The sequence below is a fragment of the Trichocoleus sp. FACHB-90 genome (assembly GCF_014695505.1).
Lineage (GTDB): Bacteria > Cyanobacteriota > Cyanobacteriia > Cyanobacteriales > FACHB-T130 > Funiculus > Funiculus sociatus.
Window position 1 is genome coordinate 87,491 of sequence record NZ_JACJOK010000019.1, and the last position, 21,047, is coordinate 108,537.

Genomic DNA, 21,047 nt, shown 5'->3' on the forward strand with positions numbered 1-21,047 from the left:
AGGCTAATTCTATTTCTAAACGGATCGGTCTTGCCTGAGTAGAGAAGACGACAAAAGGCAGGAAAAAATCTAAATTTCTCTAAGCTGCGCGAAATGATTTTAATAACTCCCTAGACATCGCGCTATGCTGTATTGGGTGCTAACTACTTACGTCATGGCGCATTCCCAAGTTGTCCGGTGTCTGCTATTCAACCTTTACCCACAGAAGTAGTCCATTTGATAGCAGCTGGAGAGGTAATTGACTCTCTGGCGGCTGTAGTGCGCGAACTGGTGGAAAATTCTTTAGATGCTGGTGCAACGCGCATCAGTGTTTCCCTATCGCCGGAACAGTGGCGAGTACGGGTGGCAGACAATGGCTGCGGCATGAACTTGGTAGACTTGAAACAAGCAGCAGCTGCCCATAGTACCAGTAAAATCCGCGACTGCGAAGACCTCTGGAAGATTACCAGTCTGGGCTTTCGCGGGGAAGCGTTGCACAGTTTGGCAGCTTTGGCAGAATTGGAGATTTACAGCCGTTGTGCGGGAAGCACTGAAGGTTGGCGAGTGGTTTATAACTCGCAGGGGGAAGCGGTGCAGGTGGAGACAGTTGCGATCGCTCCCGGTACAGTTGTCACCGTAGCAAATCTGTTTGGCAACTGGTTGGCGCGTCGTCAGGCAATGCCAACACAAGCACAACAGCTAAGAATAGTACAAGCTACAATTCAACAAATCGCCATTTGTCATCCCCACGTCACTTGGCAAATACAACAAAGCGATCGCCCTTGGTTCACTCTCAGCCCAGGAACCAGCGCAAAACATATTCTGCCCCAAATTCTCCGAGAAGTGCGTTTGAACGACTTACAGCAACTCTCGGTTGAAGTTCCTACTCACCCAGAAAGTAAGGGACAAGAGGGACTTCCCAATCCCCAATCCCCAATTCCCAATCCCCAATTCCCAATCCCCAATCCCCAATCTAAAATCGACTTGGTGCTAGGATTGCCAGACAGATGCCATCGCCGCCGTCCAGACTGGGTGCGGGTGGGGATGAATGGACGCTTGGTGAAATCCCAGGAACTAGAGCAAACTATATTGGGGGCTTTGGTGCGAATTGTGCCACGCGATCGCTACCCGATTTGTTTTCTCCATTTCCAGATTTGTGCCAGTCAAATTGACTGGAACCGTCACCCCGCCAAGTCAGAAATTTATTTACACCAGCTTTCTTACTGGCAAGATCAGGTGAAATTGATAATTGAGCAAGCCTTACGCCTCAACGTCGAGACAATTCCTGAAAAAACTCTCACGCAACGGGTGGGAAAATTGCTCAAAGCGTCGGAAGCGCATAGTAGCTATAATGCAAGCCGTTCCATTCAACCGACACCAACCCAAGTTAGTGAAATAGGGTTATTGCCACTAAAAGCCGTTGCCCAAATTCACAACACCTATATTGTGGCAGAGCATCCGGCTGGGGTGTGGTTGGTAGAGCAGCACATCGCCCACGAACGGGTTTTATACGAGCAATTGTGCCAAACTTGGCAACTCGTACCCCTAGAACTACCAGCGATTTTAAATCAACTTTCACCCGCTCAGATCGATCAACTTGAACGCATCGGTTTAGATGTAGAACCTTTTGGCGAACAACTTTGGGCGGTACGCACCGCACCCGCGCCCTTGCGATCGCGTTCAGATTGTGCAGATGCTCTCTTGGAACTCAGTCTGGGAGGGGATTTGGAAGCTGCACAGGTGAGCGTAGCTTGCCGTAGTGCTATCCGCAACGGTACGGCTCTCAGCTTACTTGAGATGCAAACCCTGTTAGAACAATGGCAGCAAACACGCCATCCTCGCACCTGTCCCCACGGGCGACCAATTTATCTATCACTAGATGAATCAGCCCTCGCTCGTTTCTTCCGCCGTCATTGGGTAATTGGCAAAAGTCACGGTATTTAATAGCTTTAACTTTCAGCTCTTACCTCCTCATTCTCCTCTACTTTCTTGATTCGCCGCTCATACCAGTTCATCAAAGGAGTTGCGCTAATCCCATGTAGAAGTACAGAAATCACAATAACAATGTAAGTAATCCAGGCGATTTGTTCGCCCAAAGTGTCTTTTAATCCTTCGCCAAAGGCATAGGAAAGATAATACAAAGAGCCGACACCGCGAATGCCAAACCAGCCAAATAATGAGCTGGTTGCGGGGCCAAAGTTACGTCCGAGCAGGCTAATCCAAATTCCCAAAGGACGAATTGCAAATAATAACAATAGTGCTACTAAGATTCCTTGACCCGCGTACTCGCGCATCGGTGCATATCTTAGTATTGTCCCCAATATCAAAATTGTTGCTACCTCCAACAGTTTTTCAATTTGCTCGGTAAATTCAAATCGAGATTTTTGCTTTTCTGAATCTTCGTAAGTGCGCTGAACCACTACTCCAGCAACAAAAACCGCGAGAAAGCCATAACCGTTAACAACTTCTGTCAAGGAATAGGTCAGCAAAATTGTACTCAGCGCAACGAAATCTTCCATCAAGCTATCGACAGGGCGGAATTTTTGCAGTCGCTTGTCAATCCAGCCAACACTTTTTGCTACAACAATTCCCATCACGATGGCGGCGGCGATCGCCCAAAGTAAGTCAACAACTACCCACTCTTTAAACCAGTTTTCCCAGTTGTTATCTTTTAAGGAGTGAATCCCGAAATAAACAAAGGGAAAAGCTAAGGCATCATTCAAACCGCCTTCAGAAGTCAAACCAAAGCGCAATTCATCCCGATCTTCTAGACTTTCCATCTGGACTTCTGAGGCTAATACTGGATCGGTGGGTGCGAGGATTCCTCCCAATAAAATAGCGGGCCCCCAGGCCATTCCTAACAGCCAATGACCGACCGCAGCGATCGCAAAAATTGAAATCGGCATCAGCAAACCAATTAGCCGCGCCGTGATATTCCAAGACCACAAATTTAGCGGACGATTCATCTTCAGCCCGCAGCTAAACACTGAGACAATTACCACAAATTCCGCCAGTCGTTCCAGAAACTCAGCATCCGGTCGGATCTGAATCAACTTAGTCCCGTATGGCCCCAACAAAATACCCACAATCAGGTAAATGATGGCATAGGAGAGAGGTAAACGGGCAATCCAGCCCGAACCCAACGTCACCATGAGCAGGAGTAGACCAATAACCAGCAGGTCGAGAATATATATATCTACAGGAGGGAAAAGAGCTTCGAGCATACAGTTAGCGATCGCACGATTGGCAACTAAAGATCTGAGCTTACTGCGAAGTCTCCCCGCTCTAAATCATCCTGTGTGATTATTTGTTATCTAGGTTCTGTATACCGTTATACTTATGCCAACTTAGTATTTTTACAAACTATTATGATGCCTCCTAGTCTGACGACTCCAAAACTACTACAGATGATCCAGTGGCTGGCAAGCCCGATGACATTTATGGATGCTTGCGCCGCACGTTACGGGGATATTTTCACCTTGCCATTAGGCGCGAAATTTTCCCCAGGGGTGTTCACAAGCAATCCCCAAGCGCTTCAAGAGATTTTGACAGATTCAAAGCATTTTGAAGCCCCAGGTGAGACTAACCAGCTTCTCCAGCCTTTTCTAGGAGATCGTTCCGTGATTACGGTGAGTGGCACGCGCCACCAACGTCAGCGCCAGCTGTTAATGCCTCCCTTTCATGGGGAACGGATGCGAACCTATGGACAGGTGATGGGCGATGTCACGGAGCAAGTAATTAGCCAGTGGAAAATTGGTCAGCCGTTCTGCGTCCGTTCATCCACGCAAGCGATCGCTATGCGGGTGATTTTGAAGGCAGTGTTTGGTATAAATGAAGGATCACGCTGTCATCAGCTAGAGCAACTCCTTAGCGCCATGCTAGATGACTTGAGTTCTCCCCTGAGTGTCGCTTTTCTTTATTTTCCGGCTCTGCAAAAGGATTTAGGTGCCTGGAGTCCGTGGGGAAAGTTTGTGCGCCGCAGACAGCAAGTTGACAAACTCATCTACGATCAGATTCAGGAACATCGAGCGCACCCTGACCCATCTCGCACAGATATTCTCACCTTGTTAATGTCTGCTCGTGACGAAGCGGGGGAGGCGATGACGGATGTGGAGTTACGCGATGAATTGATGACCTTGTTAGTGGCAGGTCACGAAACTACGGCAACTGCCTTGGCTTGGGCGTTGTACTGGATTCATAAACTGCCATCCGTGCGCCAGAAGCTACTACAGGAACTCGATAGCCTTGGCGATGACCCAGACCCCAGCGCTATTTTTAAACTGCCCTATCTCAACGCTGTCTGCTGTGAAACTCTGCGAATTTACCCGGTTGCGATGCTGCTCTTCCCACGGGTGGTGAAAGCAGCACGAAGTCTTATGGGTTACGAACTCGCTTCGGGTACAGTGATAGTCGGTTCTATTTATCTGACGCACCGCCGCGAGGATTTATACCCGGAACCAGAGCAGTTTAAGCCAGAACGCTTTCTAGAACGTCAATTTTCACCTTATGAATATCTACCCTTTGGCGGAGGCAGTCGGCGCTGTATTGGTTTGGCATTTGCCCAGTTTGAAATGAAAGTGGTACTCGCCGAGATGCTTTCACGCTTTGAGCTGGCACTGGCAGATAATCGTGAGGTAAAACCTGTACGCCGTGGTTTAGTTTCAGCTCCCGGTGGCAGTGTGCGGATGATGGTCACGGGCGAACGTCGCCATTCTCCAACGCCCCAATTAACTTCTAGTAGCGTATAAGCTTGTGAAAGCAATTTGTATTTGAGCAAATGCGATCGCTATCCGTAAATACACCCACCATACTTGTAGTTATAGTCGTCGGGTGTGCAATGCAGTTTTCTCCCAAACGTTGCGGATTGATCCCGTAGCGATGGTTGCTTTGGCTCAAAGTGTAAAATCGCCCCTTAGCTTAGGCGATCAGTTGGATGTGGATACATTGCTTTCTCCCTGTATTTATCTTTTTCCCCATCGGGAAGATATATACTCACAACCAAAGCGTTTCAAACCAGAGGGTTTTCTAGAAAGATAATTTTCTCGTAATAAATATTTGCCTTTGAGTTACAGCAACCACTGCTGTATTAGCATGGCATTTCCTATCTTGGAAATAAAACTGATTCTCTTTACAATTGGGTTGCTTTATCAATTGACTCTTAGCGATAGTCCAGTAAAGCCTCTACCCCGTAGTGTCACCTTAGCGCCCCTAGCCAGTATGGTAGCTAATGGTTGTGACTTCCAAACGTTATGACAAATCCCCAACTTTTCATAGTAGCGCTACTTCTGCATAAACTACAGCGCGATCGCATCCGCTTTTCAACCCTCTGTTGTAGAGACGGCGATTTACCTCAAGTCTTCTACTGACTTTTCCCTAGCCAAACTTGAAATTGCGCCTTGCTCCCGATCTAAGTTTTGGCTAAAGTTTTACCGTAACTTTGCAAATTCTTTGTATCTTCTTCATTTTTCCCCCTAGTCAAGCACAGTATGTTTAATGTAGGAGTAACAGGTAAAGGGTGATGTGGATAATTAATGCAGTTTTAATTTTTGTAGTGATAGCTTTTATAAGTTTGTTTTGGGGAAAATTTGCTGATGAAGTAATTAGGGCTATGAGTTTCTTATTTTCAGGATTCCAATCAATATTAATTGTAATTTTCCAATTGTTACGTCATGCCCTAACCGGAGCAATAATTGGAGCAGTAGGCGGTATAATTTTTTCTGCAATATTTCATATTTCTGGCGCTCCAATGAAGGTGGTATGGCAAGTTGCTGTTGCAGTAGCATCAGGCTCTTTTTCAGTGTGGATGATCAAAGCTTTGGTAGAAGAGTGGAGTAACTTGTATTGGAGTATTCGGAATGCCAGACGCAACACCTATCGCCAGCGACGATAGAAGTTGATTGCACTCATGGCTTCTGGCGTTTCTAAAGATAAGCAATTTAAGCTAAGATTGGAGATCGCCAACTTCCTGTTTGTATTATGAGAATTGCCCAAATTGCTCCACTGTGGGAACGAGTACCACCCTTTCGCTATGGAGGAATTGAGCTAATTGTCAGTTTATTGACAGATGAATTAGTTCAACGCGGTCATGAAGTCACATTATTTGCCTCTGGAGATTCCCTCACAACTGCTCAGCTTAAATCAGTGCATGAGCAGGCGCTGCGGTTAGATCCCAAAATTAAGGAGCATGGACTTTATGAGCAAATGATACTTTCTCAGGTCTATCAACAGGCGCATCACTTTGATATTATTCATTCCCACGTCGGTTGTGCAGCCCTACCTTATACTGCTTTTGTAACAACACCAACCGTACACACTACCCACGGTATTTTTACGCCGGATAACGAGAAAATATTCCGGCAATTTAGATGGCAGCCTTATATCAGCATCAGCGAAGCGCAGCGAGAACCCAAACTAGGTTTAAATTACATCCACACGGTCTACAACGGCATTGACCCAGAGGTGTATTCCTTCCAAGAAAAGCCTTCTCAACCAACTTATCTAGCCTTTGTTGGTCGCCTCTCACCGGAAAAAGGGCCGGAAGGAGCGATTAAAATTGCGCGTGCCATCGGCTTACCTCTAAAAATGGCTGGCAAAATTGATGTAGTCGATAAGGAATATTACAAGGAAATACTGGAACCGCTGATTGACGGCGAACAAATCCAGTATTTGGGGGAAGTGTCCCACGAGGAAAAGGTGCAGCTGCTGCGAGGCGCTACAGTAACGCTATTCCCGATTACTTGGCGGGAACCATTTGGCTTAGTGATGATTGAATCGATGGCAACTGGTACGCCTGTGATTGGTATAGCAATGGGTTCGGTGCCAGAAGTCATCGCGCATGGTAAGACTGGGTTTGTCTGCCACTCCATAGAAGACATGATTGCAGCGATTCCAGAGGCGATGAAGTTAAATCGGCAGGCTTGTCGAGACTACGTTTTAAGCCGTTTTAGCGTTCAAAAAATGGTTGACGAGTACGAAAAAACTTACCAGATGGCACTGCTGGGGAATGGCTGATGAAATTACGGATTGCACAAATTTCCCCGGTGTGGGAACGAGTTGCATCGTAGGATTAGGGTGGTATTGAGTTAATAGTTAGCTATTTGGTAGATGAGTTAGTGCGTCGAGGTCATGATGTCACCTTATTTGCCTCTAGAGATTCTCAAACTTTGGCTCAGTTAGAGTCATACCCGGTAGTGCGCTTAGATCAATACAAAGCTGCTTATCAACAACTCCTCGCTTGAAGTTATAACTTTCTCCTTCCCAGGCTCAGCCTGGGAATGCTGCAATAGGTGGCTCTGCCTCCGGGTATACTGCTAACTCGCCAGCAATTTCTTTACACTCTCTTTGACACTTCAAGCACTCTTTTTCTTCAAAATATTTAAGATGAGGCAGAACCTCTAGATGTGTCTTTCCAACTGGAATCCCTACAACTTTGATGATAGCGGCTTGCTCTTAGGCTCTATATAGTCATCAAAGCCAATTAACTTTAAATGCTTTGAACCATCCTTACCAATCAGTTCTTTTGCTAATAAGTAACCAGCACAAGTCCAAGTTTGATTTCTTCTAGCTTCTCTGCCAATTAAATGTCCAGTATGCCCATCGTAGTATTCTGGCCATTCATCTTTTTGCAAACGTTTTCCAGCAAGTTCAATGGCTGAACTTGCAAAGTTTAAATATTCCTTTTCGCCAACTTTTTGAGCGGCTGCTGCCCACATCCACATCAAAACAGGCCAGCTGCCACCATTATGATAAGACCAAGGACTATTTTTTGGATCGCAGCCCGTGACAATTTTCCACTCTTGACCGTCTATAGCTGCATAACAGATTTTAAAGGGCATCTGTCCAAGAAGCTCTTTTTTGCGTTCTTTGATCAGCTTCATAATTTTTTCTGACATATCCTTGGTGGCTAGAGAAGATACAATTGCCATCAAGTTGCCTAGAGAAAAGAAACGGAAATCCATTTGCGAAGGGCCGATATTACCAATTAGATAACCGCCATCTTCTGGTATCCAATCATCTAAATTAGCATAGGGAATAGAGTTAGCATATATATTGTACTTATTGATAGCTGTTTCTCCATATTCCTCGACATTGTACTGATAGGTTTTATTCAATTCTTCCATATCCATCCAATATTCATCCCGCATATGGTTAGCAAGATCGATTAATCGTTTCTTGATTTCTGGAATAAGTTCTTTATTGCTGTGATTTTTCCGATCTAGTAGCTCATCAGCAGCACGCAAGGCAGCATAAAATAGCACTTGGATTTCTAAAGGATAACCATAGATACCCATCCGACGGTCAATCATACAAGCGCCATCGGGTACTAAGATAGTGGGTTCTCGATCGAAGCGATCGCTAAAGCAAAGTTCCAAAATTAACCTGATGCCTTCTTGGAAGTCAATTCGATGGACTAAAGCAGTCTTTCCGGTTGCTTTCCAATACGCTCGCAACAGGATAATCCACCAGAGGCTAGAATCAACAGGCGTGACTCTAGCGATCGCGTGTTGACCAAAATCAGGTTCCAGCTTTTCTTTCCCCTGCTTTTTAATAATTTTGAAGCTTGCAGGCATCAAAACTCGCCCGGTGTTTAAAAAGGTGCTTGACCTTTCTTGCTGATGCAGTTCTAATGTTACTTCAAGAAAGTTTTTGACAATTTCTTTACCCTTAATTAACTCTAATTTTCCATTAATAGTAATTTCAAAGTCACCTTTTATAAGAAACAGAAGTGCTACAGGAATAAAATCCCGAATAAAAACTTGATCATAATTGAGCATTTCCTTACTAACTTTGGTACGCTCATTTTCTTTCCGATTTTTTTTAGGAGTATAGGCGGCTGGGGTGCCAACCAAACTTCCTTTATAGGAAATTAGCGACTCAACAAGTATCCTCATTGCTTCTATTTCCAGTGCATTTTCTTCCATAGGACGCAAACCTCTGCAATTTTCATATCAACTATAGCAAGATGCAGCTTTCTCTTCGCCGCTCGTAATGAGGAGAATTGGGCAACAACTTTAAAATAGACCCTAGGATAGAAAGTGGGTGTATAATTAAAAATTTTTATAATGCTCCCAGGCAACAAACGGCACGAGGGACTTGGGGAGCAAGGGGAGAGCAAGCGATCGCTTGCTCTCGCGGCATGACAAAACGGAAAATTTTGTTGCGTGGGAATAGTTAGGCGAATAGTTGATTAAATTTGTAGAAGTGTGAAAAAGGCGCATATCTTGCAACCTTGACATCTATTAGGATGTCAGGGAGTTTTGTGGGTCAAACTTCTACCATGATGATAGTGCGACCCAAATAAAGCCCTCACAAACAAGCTGTATTCTTGAGCAGAAACCTGATTCATGGCACCAGATACTCTTGAACTGGAAGGAAAAACCTATATTCGGGCTGACGAACTACCCATCCCGGAATGGCCTTGCGTTTTGGGCGATCGCCCCCAGCCGACTCTTACCATTAAAGATAATGACCTATTTTTAGTTACCGACACGCTGGGCAACATTTCTGGGTGTTTAGGCGATGACATGAACTCCAGCATGGGGTTGTTCTGCGCTGATACCCGCTTCCTCAGCCGCCTGGAGTTGCAAATTAACGAACGTCCCCCGGTATTGCTCAGCAGCACCGCTGATAAAGGGTTTGCCCTTTCAGTTTTGTGTACCAATCCGAGTATGGACGGAGGAGTGCGATTAGAAGGAGGAGATAAATTAGAGCCAGAGGGGCAAATAGATGGCGGGGCAATGTTTGATTTTGCTCCCCTACGCGCCGATACCATAGGAATTGCGCGGGAAATTGTTCTCAATGGAGCGTTGTTTGAAGAATTAACAGTCTCCAACTACAGCACCCATTCAATTAGCTTTCAACTCAGTCTCAGCTTTGATGCGGATTTTGTGGACTTATTTGTAGTCCGGGGCTACGCTCGAAAACATAAAGGGCAGCTCTTACGCGCAGTGCCAAAAGGTGAAACCGCAGAAAAAGAAAATTTTGAACTGAAATTAGCTTACCAAGGGCTGGATGGCTCTTTGATGGAATCTCACATTGAGTTTGTTCATCTCCAACCAGACGCGCTGAGAGGTTACACGGCAGTTTGGCAGCTAGAGCTGGATTCCCACGAAACCCAGAAGCTGGGCTATCGGCTGCAAATGCGGATAAAAAATCGGCCTGCTTCGAGTGTACCTGCGCCAGTAACTCTAGTACAAGCGAGAGCCGCAGAGTTATCCGAGCAGCAAGATTGGCGCAATCACGTTACGCAGATTCGTTCGGACAAAAACACCTTTAATCGGGTGATTGAACGGGCTGAACAGGATGTTTATTTGCTGCGGCAATCTTTCGGTAAGGGCAAGGTACTCTCAGCTGGGGTGCCGTGGTTTTCCACGCTGTTTGGACGCGACTCGATCATTGCGGCATCGCAAACCTTGATGCTCGATGCGACAATTGCCCGCGAAACTCTAACTATTTTAGCTGACTACCAAGGTAAAAATGAGGATGATTGGCGCGACGAGCAGCCTGGGAAGATTTTGCACGAGTTGCGAATGGGGGAAATGGCTCGTTGTCAAGAAATTCCTCATACGCCTTATTACGGGACGGTGGATGCTACGCCGCTGTGGTTAATGCTGTATGCGGAATATTTTGCCTGGACAGCGGATCGGGAAACTCTTGAACTACTGTGGCCTAATGCTTTGGCGGCGATGGATTGGATTGACCGCAACTGCGAGGAAACGGGCTATCTGAGTTACCAACGTCAATCGAAGCGGGGTTTGGCGAATCAGGGTTGGAAAGACTCTGGTGATTGTATTGTGAATCGCAAGGGGCAGCTAGCGATGGGCGCGATCGCTTTGTCGGAAGTGCAGGCTTATGTCTATTCTGCTAAACTCCGCCTTGCTGAAATCGCCCGGATGAAGAAGCGGTTAGACCTGTCGGATCGATGGCAAGACGAGGCGAGAGACTTGAAGAACCGCTTTAATCGCGATTTTTGGATGGCAGAGGAAGGCTTCTGCGCTCTGGCTTTGGATGGCGACGGCAATCAGGTTGATAGTATTACTTCTAATCCCGGTCACTGTCTGAATCTAGGCATCCTCTTGCCGGAAAAGGCTTATAGCGTGGCGGAACGGCTGCAAGCGCCGGATATGTTCAACGGCTGGGGGATTCGCACTTTGAGCAGTTTGTCCCCAGCATACAATCCGATGGGCTACCATGTAGGATCGGTTTGGCCTCACGATAATGCTCTGATTGCGATGGGAGTGCGATCGCTAGGGCTTATCGATCAAGCTCTGGAACTTGCCAAAGCTTTGTTTGATATGACCATACAGCAGCCTTATCAGAGACCGCCAGAACTATTTTGCGGCTACGACCGGACAGAGGATAACGCACCAGTCAAGTATCCCGTAGCTTGTTCTCCGCAAGCTTGGGCAACTGGCAGCATCTTTCAGCTGCTGCAAATGATGGTTAATTTGGTGCCAGATGCTCCCAATAACTGCTTACGGATTATTGACCCTGCTTTACCTGAGTCGATTAATCGTCTGGCATTACACAACTTGAGAGTTGGAGCAACGCTGCTGGATCTGGAATTTGAGCGTTCTGGCAGTACCACCGCTTGTCGGGTCGCTAAGAAGCGGGGGAACCTCCGAGTCGTGATTGAAGCCTGATTTCCTCATTCCCAGGCGATCGCCTGGGAATGAGAAAATTAATCTTCTTGAGGTTCGCTACTGTTGCCGGGAGAAGATTTGTAAAGCGCATCCAATTGTTCGCGGGCATCTTCTACGGACATAGAACGCATCACCAGCAGTGGCTCATTAATTGGGTTCCCGGCATCATCTAACAGTTCCGGGTGCGGTACGGTTCGATAACCAGTGGCGGAAGCCATGTAGGGACCCGATGGTGGGTAACGCCGTGGAGTATCCATACTGCTGATAGTCAACAAGCTGCGGATCATATTCGCGATCGCTAAAAATGCCAAAATGGTAAAGACAACAAGATAAAGCAGGTGTAACATACGATTTTCCTCCAGGCCACACAGTCTAAGTAGTTGTTAGTTTTTATTTGTTATTGCTAGTCGCTTGCTCGGTACGGAACCGCATCCCCACCTGCCAGCACTCCGTTACTAGCTGGTGCCACGGCACCAAAGCAGACGTTTCGATACCGACTTGAGCGCCAGTTGCTAAGAAAAGCATCTGAGCTGTGCTGACTTCAGCTTGAGCTTGCTTTACCCGTTCGAGCAGGTCTGATTGCTGATTTTCACTTAAAAAGGGAATTTCTTCAGTTTCTAAGAGCAGGCGCGATCGCGCAAACCAATACTGAAAATCTTCTAACAACGGTTGTAATACCGTTTTGAGCAATTCGTTTTCCGGCAGGTTGGAAAGGGGCATGATAAAAGCCGAATACTATCCTACTCTAATCTTAACTTACTTTACAATTCTTAATGTTATTTAAAACTTTTTTAATAATGTCTAGATCCAGGGACTAGAGGCAGGGGAAAATTATTCCCTTTTTCCCTCCTCCCCAGCCCCCAATCCAAAATTCAAAATTGACTAACCCTTTGTCTTTCAACAACCTGGGTATCATATAAGCAGTGCTATCACAACAATTCTGTCTATTTTCGCTCTTATGGTTCAGCAGCCAATGCCCCCCGAAGAATCTTCAGCTTCCCAGGATGTGCCAGCAAAGATAAATTTGCCCCGTACCAGTGAATCTGAATCCTTGAAGAAAATCCGTCACACGGCATCCCACGTTATGGCGATGGCGGTGCAAAAGCTGTTTCCTAAGGCACAGGTGACTATTGGCCCGTGGATTGAAAACGGATTTTACTATGACTTTGACAATCCAGAGCCATTTACAGAAAAAGACTTAAAAACCATCCAGAAAGAGATGGTCAAGATTGTCAATCGCAAATTGCCAGTAATTCGGGAAGAAGTCAGCCGCGAGGAAGCCGAAAGCCGAATTAAGGCAATTAATGAGCCTTACAAACTAGAAATATTAGAAGACCTGCAAGAACCCATTACCATCTATCATGTGGGAGATCAGTGGTGGGATTTGTGTGCTGGGCCTCATGTAGAAAACACCAGCGAGTTGAATCCAAAAGCATTTGAATTGGAAAGCGTTGCTGGAGCCTACTGGCGCGGTGATGAAACCAAAGCACAGCTACAGCGAATTTATGCCACGGCTTGGGAATCGCCGGAACAGCTGGCTGAGTACAAGCGACGCAAGGAAGAAGCGCTGCGGCGAGATCACCGCAAGCTAGGCAAAGAACTGGGATTATTCATTTTTGCGGATCAGGTGGGGCCAGGGTTGCCTCTGTGGACACCAAAAGGAACGGTGTTGCGGAGCGTTCTGGAAGATTTCCTCAAGCAGGAACAGCTCAAACGCGGATACCAGCAGGTAGTAACGCCTCACATCGCCAGAGTAGATTTATTTAAAACCTCTGGACACTGGCAGAAATACAAAGAAGATATGTTCCCGATGATGGCGGAGGATGAGCAAGCGGCGGCGATGGAACAAGGGTTCGCACTCAAGCCGATGAATTGCCCTTTCCACATCCAAATCTATAAGAGCCAGTTGCGCTCCTACCGGGAACTACCGATGCGACTGGCGGAGTTTGGCACCGTCTACCGTTACGAACAATCTGGGGAACTCGGTGGATTAACGCGAGTGCGCGGTTTCACCGTGGATGATTCTCACTTATTTGTAACGCCAGAACAACTTGAGAGCGAATTTCTCAACGTGGTGGATTTGATTCTGTCGGTGTTTAAGAGTCTGCAACTGAAGAACTTTAAGGCGCGTCTCAGTTTCCGCGATCCAAATTCAGACAAGTACATCGGTTCCGATGAAGCTTGGGAAAAAGCTCAAGGTGCGATTCGCCGCGCCGTGGAAACGCTGGGAATGAATTACTTTGAAGGAATTGGGGAAGCAGCGTTTTATGGCCCCAAACTGGATTTTATCTTCAGCGATGCTCTAGAGCGGGAGTGGCAGCTGGGTACTGTGCAAGTAGACTACAATTTGCCAGAACGTTTTGATTTGGAGTACGTTGCGCCGGATGGTTCCCGCCAACGTCCTGTGATGATTCACCGCGCTCCTTTTGGCTCTTTAGAAAGGCTGATTGGAATTTTAATTGAGGAGTATGCTGGGGATTTTCCGCTGTGGTTAGCGCCAGTACAAGCGCGACTGCTGACAGTAAGCGATGATCAGTTTCCGTTTGCTCAGGAAGTGGTAAACCAAATGCTACGCTGCGGTATTCGGGCCGAAGTTGACACCAGTGGCGAACACCTCAAGAAACAGATTCGCAATGGTGAAAAGGAGAAAATCCCAGTTATGGGAGTTGTGGGAGCGAAAGAGGTGGAAGCTAATAGTTTGAGTATTCGCCTCCGCGCTTCGGGTAAGCCAACCCAAGAGTTAGGAGCGATGCCTGTTAGTGAGGTAATTGAGAGAATCAAAGACGCTAAGCTCAACTACGGCAGCTTTTAAACTGTAGGGTGGGTTTTTTCCCACCTTACTGATTATTCCAGAGGATGAAGGAAGCGATCGCTTCCTTTTTCCATTTTTAACCTCTTTTCCTAAGCAATACGGAATCCATAACATTTCTGGTGAAGGGTAAGTATACAAACTTTTATCCTAAACACCAGCCAAAATGGAGAAATTACACGTTTTAGGAACAAGCATTTTTCTAGTAGCATCTATTGGATTTAGTACGTCTCAAGCTGCTGTAAAAAGTGAAAATATTTTGACAGCCAAATCCAACACAATTGAACTAGCCCAAAGTAACTCTAGATTTCGCCCAGATCCAGATTATCCCAATGTCCTTCGCGACTATGGTTGGACTACGCGGCTACCAAAAACTGGTAAAGTAACGGTTCGTGGCAATATTAAACAACTAAATTCCAATCGGCTGTTTACTCGTTGCCCTGCTAATACGGTGGTAGTTGCATTTGCAGAAAGTACAAATTACTTGACGCAAATTTGTTCTAAAGAATATGATTTATCACTTCCTAAGTATTACTTTGGACGCGAAAAGAAAAGTGGCAGCAGTCTGAAGATTGTAAATAATGATGCAGATGAAGCTAATCAACTGATTTTTCACAATCGCGGCTACACCTACTTGATTTATGCAGATGGTTCGCGTCCCGAAGGATCGAACGCATATCTAGAGGTGACGCAGCCAAATGGGAAAACTTACGCTGAAGCGCTGCTTTACTTGTACGATCGAAGATAATTTGTAACCCTCACTCTATAAACGGTGCGGGGAATTTGCTGTTACCAACGCCTAATTTAAAGATGCCCTCTGTTTCTTGCGTAACCGTTACCGTTCCCGCTACGACTGCGAATTTGGGGCCTGGATTTGATTGTATTGGGGCAGCTTTGACGCTGTACAATCAGTTCAAGTTCACCCGGCTCGACTCAGCTAAACCGGAATTGAAAATAACTGTCACTGGTGCGGAAGCCGAACGGGTTAACACCAGTGCTGATAATCTGGTTTACCAGTCGTTTGTGAAGTTGTATCAGCATATTGGTGAAACGCCGCCGTCAGTCGAGATTGAGATTGATTTGGGTGTTCCTCTGGCGCGGGGTTTGGGTAGTTCAGCGACAGCGATCGCGGGTGGGTTGGTTGGTGCTAATCTGTTGGCTGGTTCGCCTTTGAGTCAGGCTGAGGTGATGGAATTAGCGATCGCTATGGAAGGACATCCTGATAATGTGGTTCCGGCGTTGTTGGGGGGTTGTCGTCTGGCGGCTACGGGTTTAAAGGAACCGCAGCGCCCAGAACCCAGAGAAGAGGGATGGGAGATTTGTGAGGTTCCCTGGCATTCTGATGTTGTTCCGGTGGTGGCAATTCCGGATTTTGAGCTTTCGACTTCTGAGGCGCGGCGGGTTTTGCCAAATCAGTACAGTCGTGCTGATGCGATTTTTAATACGGCGCATCTGGGTTTGCTGTTGCGGGGGTTGGAAACTGGACGGGAGGATTGGTTAAGGGCGGCGCTGCAAGACCGCATTCATCAGCCTTATCGGAAAGCTTTGATTCCCGGTTATGATGCTGTACGCGAGGCTGCAATGGCGGCGGGTGCTTTAGGTATGGTGATTAGTGGTGCGGGGCCAACTCTTTTGGCTCTTGTACGCCGTGATCTGTGTGTGTCTGTGGAAGAAGCGATCGCTACAACTTGGCAGCAGAAAGGAATTAAGGCTCAAGTGCGATCGCTGCAAATTGATTTGCACGGCGCAAGCAGCTCCACAGAAGCATTACCATGAATAGATAATCAACTTAAGTAATTATGGAGCCATTGCAGGCAGAAATTGACGCGATTCGCTCTCAACTTGATGCTTTAAAGCAAGAACGCGAGTCATTAAAAGTAGATCCAGTATTGCCAAGCTATGACTCACCAGAGGCGATTGTTGAGGCTTATCGTCGTCATGCTAGAGAGACATCACAAATGTCTGCTGAAATCAAGGGGATAGATGATGCGATCGCTGCTCTGGAAGCTAAATTAAAGCAGCTGGTCGGGCAACCTCTAGAATTGTTACAAAGGCAGCGCAGACAAAACTCTCTGGAGCAGCAGTTAGATGAGGACAAACAACGCGCTCAGGGTCATGCTGAACGCATTAACGACCTCGCCGCAGAACTGGCAGAAGAAGTACAGGCACTCAAAGCGATCGCTGACGAAATTAGTACGGATTATTGGCAGTTACACGGGAAGCCTTTTATTACTGGGTTCAGCAGGGTGACGGTTCCCCACGTCCGTTCAGATGGGGTTGTTTGGACGATTGTGAATAAAGTTGTTTGAGAATCCCTCCCCAACCTCTGCCCGTTGACGGCTACCGTGTATACACATCTGGGCAAGAAGCTAAAGACCAACCGAGAAATAGGGAATCAAACTGTCGGAGACCCTGAAAAAGAGTGGCAATTCCGGGAAGTCGTTGGCTCTGATAAGTAGTTAAACAAACTATGTAATTAATTTTGTTTAACTACTTAGCCGTGTCAACGGCTGTTGCTCAGACCATCTGTGACTTGCTCTTTTGCCCCGTGATGAATCCGGTAATGAGTACAAGGGCGTACCCCCACAACAGCCACGCCCCAAATGCGCCGTCGGCAGCCGGAAGCACATTTGGGAACACCTGAGTAAAGAAGTAAGTAGTCACAACATCAAGTAGCATTCCTGGAATGGCTAAACAGATAGCAGCATCTCTACGCTGATGAGGCTGTACCTTCTTCCAACGAAACAAAGCGTAAGCTAGGAGCGGCAAAAACACCAGGGAAAATAAAAAACTACTACCCATGCTGAAATTGTTTTCAGGGATGAAAAAGGTGTGTCCCCACAGCCGCATGATGACCGTTGCAACGAGCCAAATAAGAAAGCTCATGAAGAAGAAAAATCCATAGAAGATCGATTGGCTGCGGTTTTCAGTCATACTCAATTGAGTTGCAGGTTGCATAAATTCCTCCATCAAAAATGCTGTAAACTAAAATACGAGCTTTAGCTCACCTTTTCAAGATACGAGCAATCTCTCGCGTTTGTCAACCCAAGATTTGCATGATGACTGACAGCCCTGAGCAGACACCGCTATGGCGCTTACCACAACAAGCACGAAGCCGTGAACGATTTAACCGAATCCTTGATGCAGCAGCTGAATTGTTTGTAGAGATTGGTTACGAGTCAGTCACAACGGATGAGATTGCAGCACGAGCAAATACCTCTGTTGGCGGCTTATACCGCTTCTTCCCAGACAAGTTAGCCGTTTTTCATGCGTTGCTCGATCGCTATCTCAATCAACTTAGAGGACTGTCTGCAACTCTTCATACTGACGAAGTAATGGAGCTACCGCTCGACATCTACATTCATCAACTGGTAGATGGGTTCGATCAATTTGTGAGTGCAAATCCTGCCTTCCGCACGGTGTTTGTGCAATCTCGTCTGATCTCTACAACCGTTGAAATGAACACGGCATTTAATCAGGAGATTGCACAACAACTAACCGTCTATTTTGCAGCGCGTAATCCTGCTTTAGAGCAAAGTCAAAGAGAGCTACTCGCAACAATCAGTGTTGAAGTTGCCAGCGCGCTCGACATTCTCGCATTATCCCGCGATCGCGCCTTTCAACACCAAGTTTTAGACCAAACCAAGAAATTACTGATTGCTTACTTACGACCGTATCTTCCAGATTGATGTTGACGTACAAAGAACCTGAAAGTACAGCCCCAACCGAAAGGCTTTAACCCCTGCACTGTAACGATCAGAACATCCTCACTTTTTTCTCAAAGATTTTGGTTGACACTATACCGTCTGGACGGTTATATTAATTTCATAAACCGTCCAGACGGTATAAAATTCATAGGGTCTTGAGCGATACTCGTTTGTTCTGCATTGAGGAGAATGTTGTGGTTTTTTGCCAGCGTCCCTTCTGGCTCCAAATGCCGCTTGGTTCAGATTGCAATAGGTGTGGGCAAAAAGCGCTCGATTTGTTGGATGCAACGTTGTGCAGTATGGTTGCTCAGCCTTATGGAAAGTCGAGAAAAGTTGATAAACGGGAGTTTGCTCGTTATTTGTCAAACCAAAATCAGAAACTACACTCTTGATTCAGTTGATTTCACAACTGAATCGTTCCTTGTTGCTTAATGTACAGTTCTTACGCTTCTAATCTTGTGGCAACTTCAAAAAACTCTAAATCTGCCTCTGTTACTCGTGATGCACTGCTAGAAGCAGCAGGGCGAGTTGTTGTCGCTCAGGGAGCAGAAGCACTGACGTTACAGGCAGTTGCTCAGGAAGCAGGAGTCAGTAAAGGCGGTCTGCTCTACCATTTTCCAAACAAGGATGCGCTGATTGCTGGCATGATTCAACATCTAGTTGATGAATTCACAGCAGCCTTGAATCAGGAGTTGGCACAAGACGATGCACCAAAGACTCCGGGGCATTGGGTCAGAGCCTATATCCGTGCATCTGCGGTGTTTGATCAGCAGACGATCGCGTTGCAATCCGGACTGTTAGCGGCGATCGCAGTCAATCCTGAATTACTCATTCCCATTCAGGAAATCTTTGTTGATTGGCAACGGCAGATCGAAGCCAGTGGCATCGATCCAGCAACAGCAACAGCACTACGACTTGCGATCGATGGATTACTATTTGCCCATCTTTTTGGGTTAGGGGTTCCCAAAGAATCCTTGCAGGAGGCTGTCATTGAAACACTGCTGAAACTTGCCCACTGATTGATTCTTTCAGCTTTTTAGACATTTCTGCTTGGGTATTCACCATGCCGCTGTGTGAAATACAGCCGTGTGTGGTGATCGATCACTGTGCCATTCAATCGAAGCTCTGGAGATTTTCATCATGCTATTGGTTGAGTACATGACCAAGGCACTCATCACCTGGTGGGTTGGTTTTTTCCCTTATTTCGAGGTTTATGCGGCGGTTGCAGCGGGAATGGCAATGAAACTGGATGTTGTTTCATCGGTCGCTTGGGCAGTGTTTGGCAACTTTACTCCTATCCCTTTACTGATGTGGGGATATAGCCGCCTGATGCGGATTCCCCAATTCCGCCACTGGTTGCTGCGTCTTGAAAAGCGTGGTGTTCACAAAGTAAAACGAGCATTCGATCGTTATGGAGCCTGGTTTTTGATCGTCATGACACCCATTCTCGGAAGCTGGACGATCGCCGTAGTCGCCCCTTTAACTGGAATGAAGCCTAAACGATTGCTTTTGTTTTCGTTCATCGGCATCACGATTTATGCAATAGTCACGGCTGCCATCATTGCGTCAGGCGTGAACTGGTTCACTCATCGTTAAGTCTCGATTGCAATTTTAGGTTTCTCACTCGTTGGTTATTCATTTCCCAGGTAGCGCGTATCTGGCTCAGTTCGGTTGTCCGGTTACATCTGATTCACTTCTAACTCATTCAAGGAGATTAACATGACGTTCGATTCACAGTTTCTGTTGAACCCCTTTTCCTGGTATGCCCAAATGCGTCGTGAAGCCCCTGTACATTACGATGAGGCAAAACGAAGCTGGAGTGTGTTTCGCTATGCTGATGTCCAGCGTGTGTTGAGCGAATGGCAAACTTTTTCGTCTAAAATTCCTCACCCACCTGAACAGCAACACCTGACGGAGAGTTTGAATTACACCGATCCACCGAAGCATCGCAGTCTGCGATCGCTGGTGCAAGGTGTCTTCACGCCTCGTCGGATTGAATCAATGGCTCCTCGCATTACGGAAATTACTCATGATTTGATTGAGCAAATAAAACGGAAAGATCGGGTAGATTTAATTCACGATTTTTCCAGTCCATTGCCTGTGACTGCGATCGCAGAAATTTTAGGAGTACCAACTCAGGATTGGGAAGACTTCAAACGTTGGTCGGATGGTGTCGTTGTACTCGATCCAGTAGCACTGCAAGCGCTGGCAGACTATTTTCAACAGTTGATCGATTGGCGGCGATCGCATCCCACTGACGACCTAGTGAGCGATCTCATTTCAGCCCACGATGCAGAAGCAAAGCTGACGGCTAAAGAACTGATTGATTTCTGCATTGTGTTGCTCGTGGGGGGAAATGAAACAACCACAAATCTGATTGCCAATGCAGTTCTCTGTCTGCATGAACACCCCGACCAAGCACAACGCCTCCGAGAGGATCGATCGCTGTTGCCCAGTGCAATTGAGGAAGTGCTGCGATATCGTTCTCCGATTACATCGATGGCTCGATACACCACAGTAGACACCCTCATCGGTGAACAAGTAATTTCTGCTGGACAAATGGTTGAAGCTTGGATGGCATCGGCAAACCGAGATGAGCTGCATTTTGAACAAGCAGATCGGTTCATCATTGATCGACAACTGAATGATCATGTTGCCTTCGGGTATGGCATTCATTTCTGCATCGGTGCGACCTTAGCCCGCCTGGAAGCTCGAATTGCACTGACTGCTTTGCTAAAGGAGTTTCCCAATTTGCGGGTTGATGAAACCAAATCTCTGGAACCAATTCCGACGCTTGAAATACATGGGCTGAAAGCGCTGCCTGTATTACTTTAGGAAGATTAAATTGGGCGATTGCCTCTGTTTGAGAGTACAAGGGCGATCGCCCCACCTCAGCACTACGCCCCTTGG

Annotated in this window: 20 protein-coding genes and 1 pseudogene; 16 read left to right on the forward strand and 5 right to left on the reverse strand. The window is 46.6% G+C overall.

Annotated features, from left to right (window positions below; translation table 11 throughout):
• Positions 1-177: 177 nt before the first annotated feature.
• Positions 178-1,923 (forward strand): DNA mismatch repair endonuclease MutL, encoded by a 1,746-nt coding sequence (gene mutL / locus H6F74_RS05315; RefSeq protein ID WP_190437337.1) that lies wholly within the window; start codon positions 178-180, stop codon positions 1,921-1,923.
• A 5-nt stretch (positions 1,924-1,928) separates the two neighbouring features.
• Here the strand turns inward: mutL and H6F74_RS05320 are convergent, their stop codons facing one another.
• On the reverse strand, positions 1,929-3,203 hold the full coding sequence (locus H6F74_RS05320; RefSeq protein WP_190437338.1) for a sodium:proton antiporter: 1,275 nt from the start codon (positions 3,201-3,203) through the stop codon (positions 1,929-1,931).
• Positions 3,204-3,347: 144 nt separating this feature from the next.
• On the opposite strand from H6F74_RS05320, the gene H6F74_RS05325 reads away from it, so the two are divergent.
• The 6 genes and pseudogenes from H6F74_RS05325 to H6F74_RS29190 form a co-directional block, all read left to right on the forward strand.
• On the forward strand, positions 3,348-4,727 hold the full coding sequence (locus H6F74_RS05325) for a cytochrome P450 (RefSeq protein WP_190437341.1): 1,380 nt from the start codon (positions 3,348-3,350) through the stop codon (positions 4,725-4,727).
• 82 nt (positions 4,728-4,809) lie between these two features.
• On the forward strand, positions 4,810-5,016 hold the full coding sequence (locus H6F74_RS05330; RefSeq protein WP_190437355.1) for a cytochrome P450: 207 nt from the start codon (positions 4,810-4,812) through the stop codon (positions 5,014-5,016).
• A 54-nt stretch (positions 5,017-5,070) separates the two neighbouring features.
• Positions 5,071-5,232: a hypothetical protein gene (locus H6F74_RS05335; RefSeq protein WP_190437358.1), complete on the forward strand. Its 162-nt coding sequence runs from the start codon at positions 5,071-5,073 to the stop codon at positions 5,230-5,232.
• Between the two features lie 265 nt (positions 5,233-5,497).
• Positions 5,498-5,869: a hypothetical protein gene (locus tag H6F74_RS05340; RefSeq protein ID WP_190437361.1), complete on the forward strand. Its 372-nt coding sequence runs from the start codon at positions 5,498-5,500 to the stop codon at positions 5,867-5,869.
• An 86-nt stretch (positions 5,870-5,955) separates the two neighbouring features.
• On the forward strand, positions 5,956-6,990 hold the full coding sequence (locus H6F74_RS05345; RefSeq protein WP_190437365.1) for a glycosyltransferase family 4 protein: 1,035 nt from the start codon (positions 5,956-5,958) through the stop codon (positions 6,988-6,990).
• 65 nt (positions 6,991-7,055) lie between these two features.
• Positions 7,056-7,181 (forward strand): annotated as a pseudogene (locus H6F74_RS29190) (glycosyltransferase family 4 protein); the annotation flags it as partial.
• A gap of 219 nt (positions 7,182-7,400) precedes the next feature.
• Here H6F74_RS29190 and H6F74_RS05355 read toward each other — a convergent pair.
• Entirely contained in the window at positions 7,401-8,900 is a 1,500-nt protein-coding gene (locus H6F74_RS05355) for a glycoside hydrolase 100 family protein (RefSeq protein WP_190437368.1), read from the reverse strand.
• A 423-nt stretch (positions 8,901-9,323) separates the two neighbouring features.
• Between H6F74_RS05355 and H6F74_RS05360 the strand changes: the two genes are divergently transcribed.
• Entirely contained in the window at positions 9,324-11,621 is a 2,298-nt protein-coding gene (locus H6F74_RS05360; RefSeq protein WP_190437373.1) for an amylo-alpha-1,6-glucosidase, read from the forward strand.
• Between the two features lie 38 nt (positions 11,622-11,659).
• On the opposite strand, the gene H6F74_RS05365 is transcribed toward H6F74_RS05360, so the two are convergent.
• Together H6F74_RS05365 and H6F74_RS05370 are read right to left on the reverse strand one after the other, a co-directional pair.
• Positions 11,660-11,968, reverse strand: coding sequence for a DUF2973 domain-containing protein (locus H6F74_RS05365; protein ID WP_190437376.1), 309 nt, complete (start codon positions 11,966-11,968; stop codon positions 11,660-11,662).
• 43 nt (positions 11,969-12,011) lie between these two features.
• A complete protein-coding gene (locus H6F74_RS05370; RefSeq protein WP_190427890.1) occupies positions 12,012-12,341 on the reverse strand; it encodes a DUF2605 domain-containing protein in 330 nt (109 codons plus the stop codon).
• 238 nt (positions 12,342-12,579) lie between these two features.
• Between H6F74_RS05370 and thrS the strand changes: the two genes are divergently transcribed.
• From thrS to H6F74_RS05390, 4 genes are all read left to right on the forward strand, one after another.
• Positions 12,580-14,433, forward strand: coding sequence for a threonine--tRNA ligase (gene thrS, locus H6F74_RS05375; RefSeq protein WP_190437378.1), 1,854 nt, complete (start codon positions 12,580-12,582; stop codon positions 14,431-14,433).
• Between the two features lie 163 nt (positions 14,434-14,596).
• On the forward strand, positions 14,597-15,178 hold the full coding sequence (locus H6F74_RS05380; RefSeq protein WP_190437381.1) for a hypothetical protein: 582 nt from the start codon (positions 14,597-14,599) through the stop codon (positions 15,176-15,178).
• A gap of 62 nt (positions 15,179-15,240) precedes the next feature.
• Complete coding sequence (gene thrB, locus H6F74_RS05385) at positions 15,241-16,206, forward strand: homoserine kinase (RefSeq protein ID WP_190437384.1); 966 nt, start codon at positions 15,241-15,243, stop codon at positions 16,204-16,206.
• Positions 16,207-16,229: 23 nt separating this feature from the next.
• Entirely contained in the window at positions 16,230-16,739 is a 510-nt protein-coding gene (locus H6F74_RS05390; RefSeq protein WP_190437388.1) for a hypothetical protein, read from the forward strand.
• Positions 16,740-16,947: 208 nt separating this feature from the next.
• Here the strand turns inward: H6F74_RS05390 and H6F74_RS05395 are convergent, their stop codons facing one another.
• Positions 16,948-17,388 carry a DUF5367 domain-containing protein gene (locus tag H6F74_RS05395; RefSeq protein ID WP_190437391.1) on the reverse strand — a complete coding sequence of 147 codons (441 nt, stop codon included), beginning with the start codon at positions 17,386-17,388 and terminating at the stop codon, positions 16,948-16,950.
• 98 nt (positions 17,389-17,486) lie between these two features.
• Between H6F74_RS05395 and H6F74_RS05400 the strand changes: the two genes are divergently transcribed.
• The 4 genes from H6F74_RS05400 (at position 17,487) to H6F74_RS05415 (ending at position 20,972) form a co-directional block, all read left to right on the forward strand.
• Entirely contained in the window at positions 17,487-18,119 is a 633-nt protein-coding gene (locus H6F74_RS05400) for a TetR/AcrR family transcriptional regulator (RefSeq protein WP_190437394.1), read from the forward strand.
• A gap of 476 nt (positions 18,120-18,595) precedes the next feature.
• Complete coding sequence (locus H6F74_RS05405; RefSeq protein WP_347269477.1) at positions 18,596-19,156, forward strand: TetR family transcriptional regulator; 561 nt, start codon at positions 18,596-18,598, stop codon at positions 19,154-19,156.
• Between the two features lie 121 nt (positions 19,157-19,277).
• Positions 19,278-19,733 (forward strand): small multi-drug export protein, encoded by a 456-nt coding sequence (locus tag H6F74_RS05410; protein WP_190437400.1) that lies wholly within the window; start codon positions 19,278-19,280, stop codon positions 19,731-19,733.
• 123 nt (positions 19,734-19,856) lie between these two features.
• A complete protein-coding gene (locus H6F74_RS05415) occupies positions 19,857-20,972 on the forward strand; it encodes a cytochrome P450 (protein ID WP_190437401.1) in 1,116 nt (371 codons plus the stop codon).
• Positions 20,973-21,047: the final 75 nt, after the last annotated feature.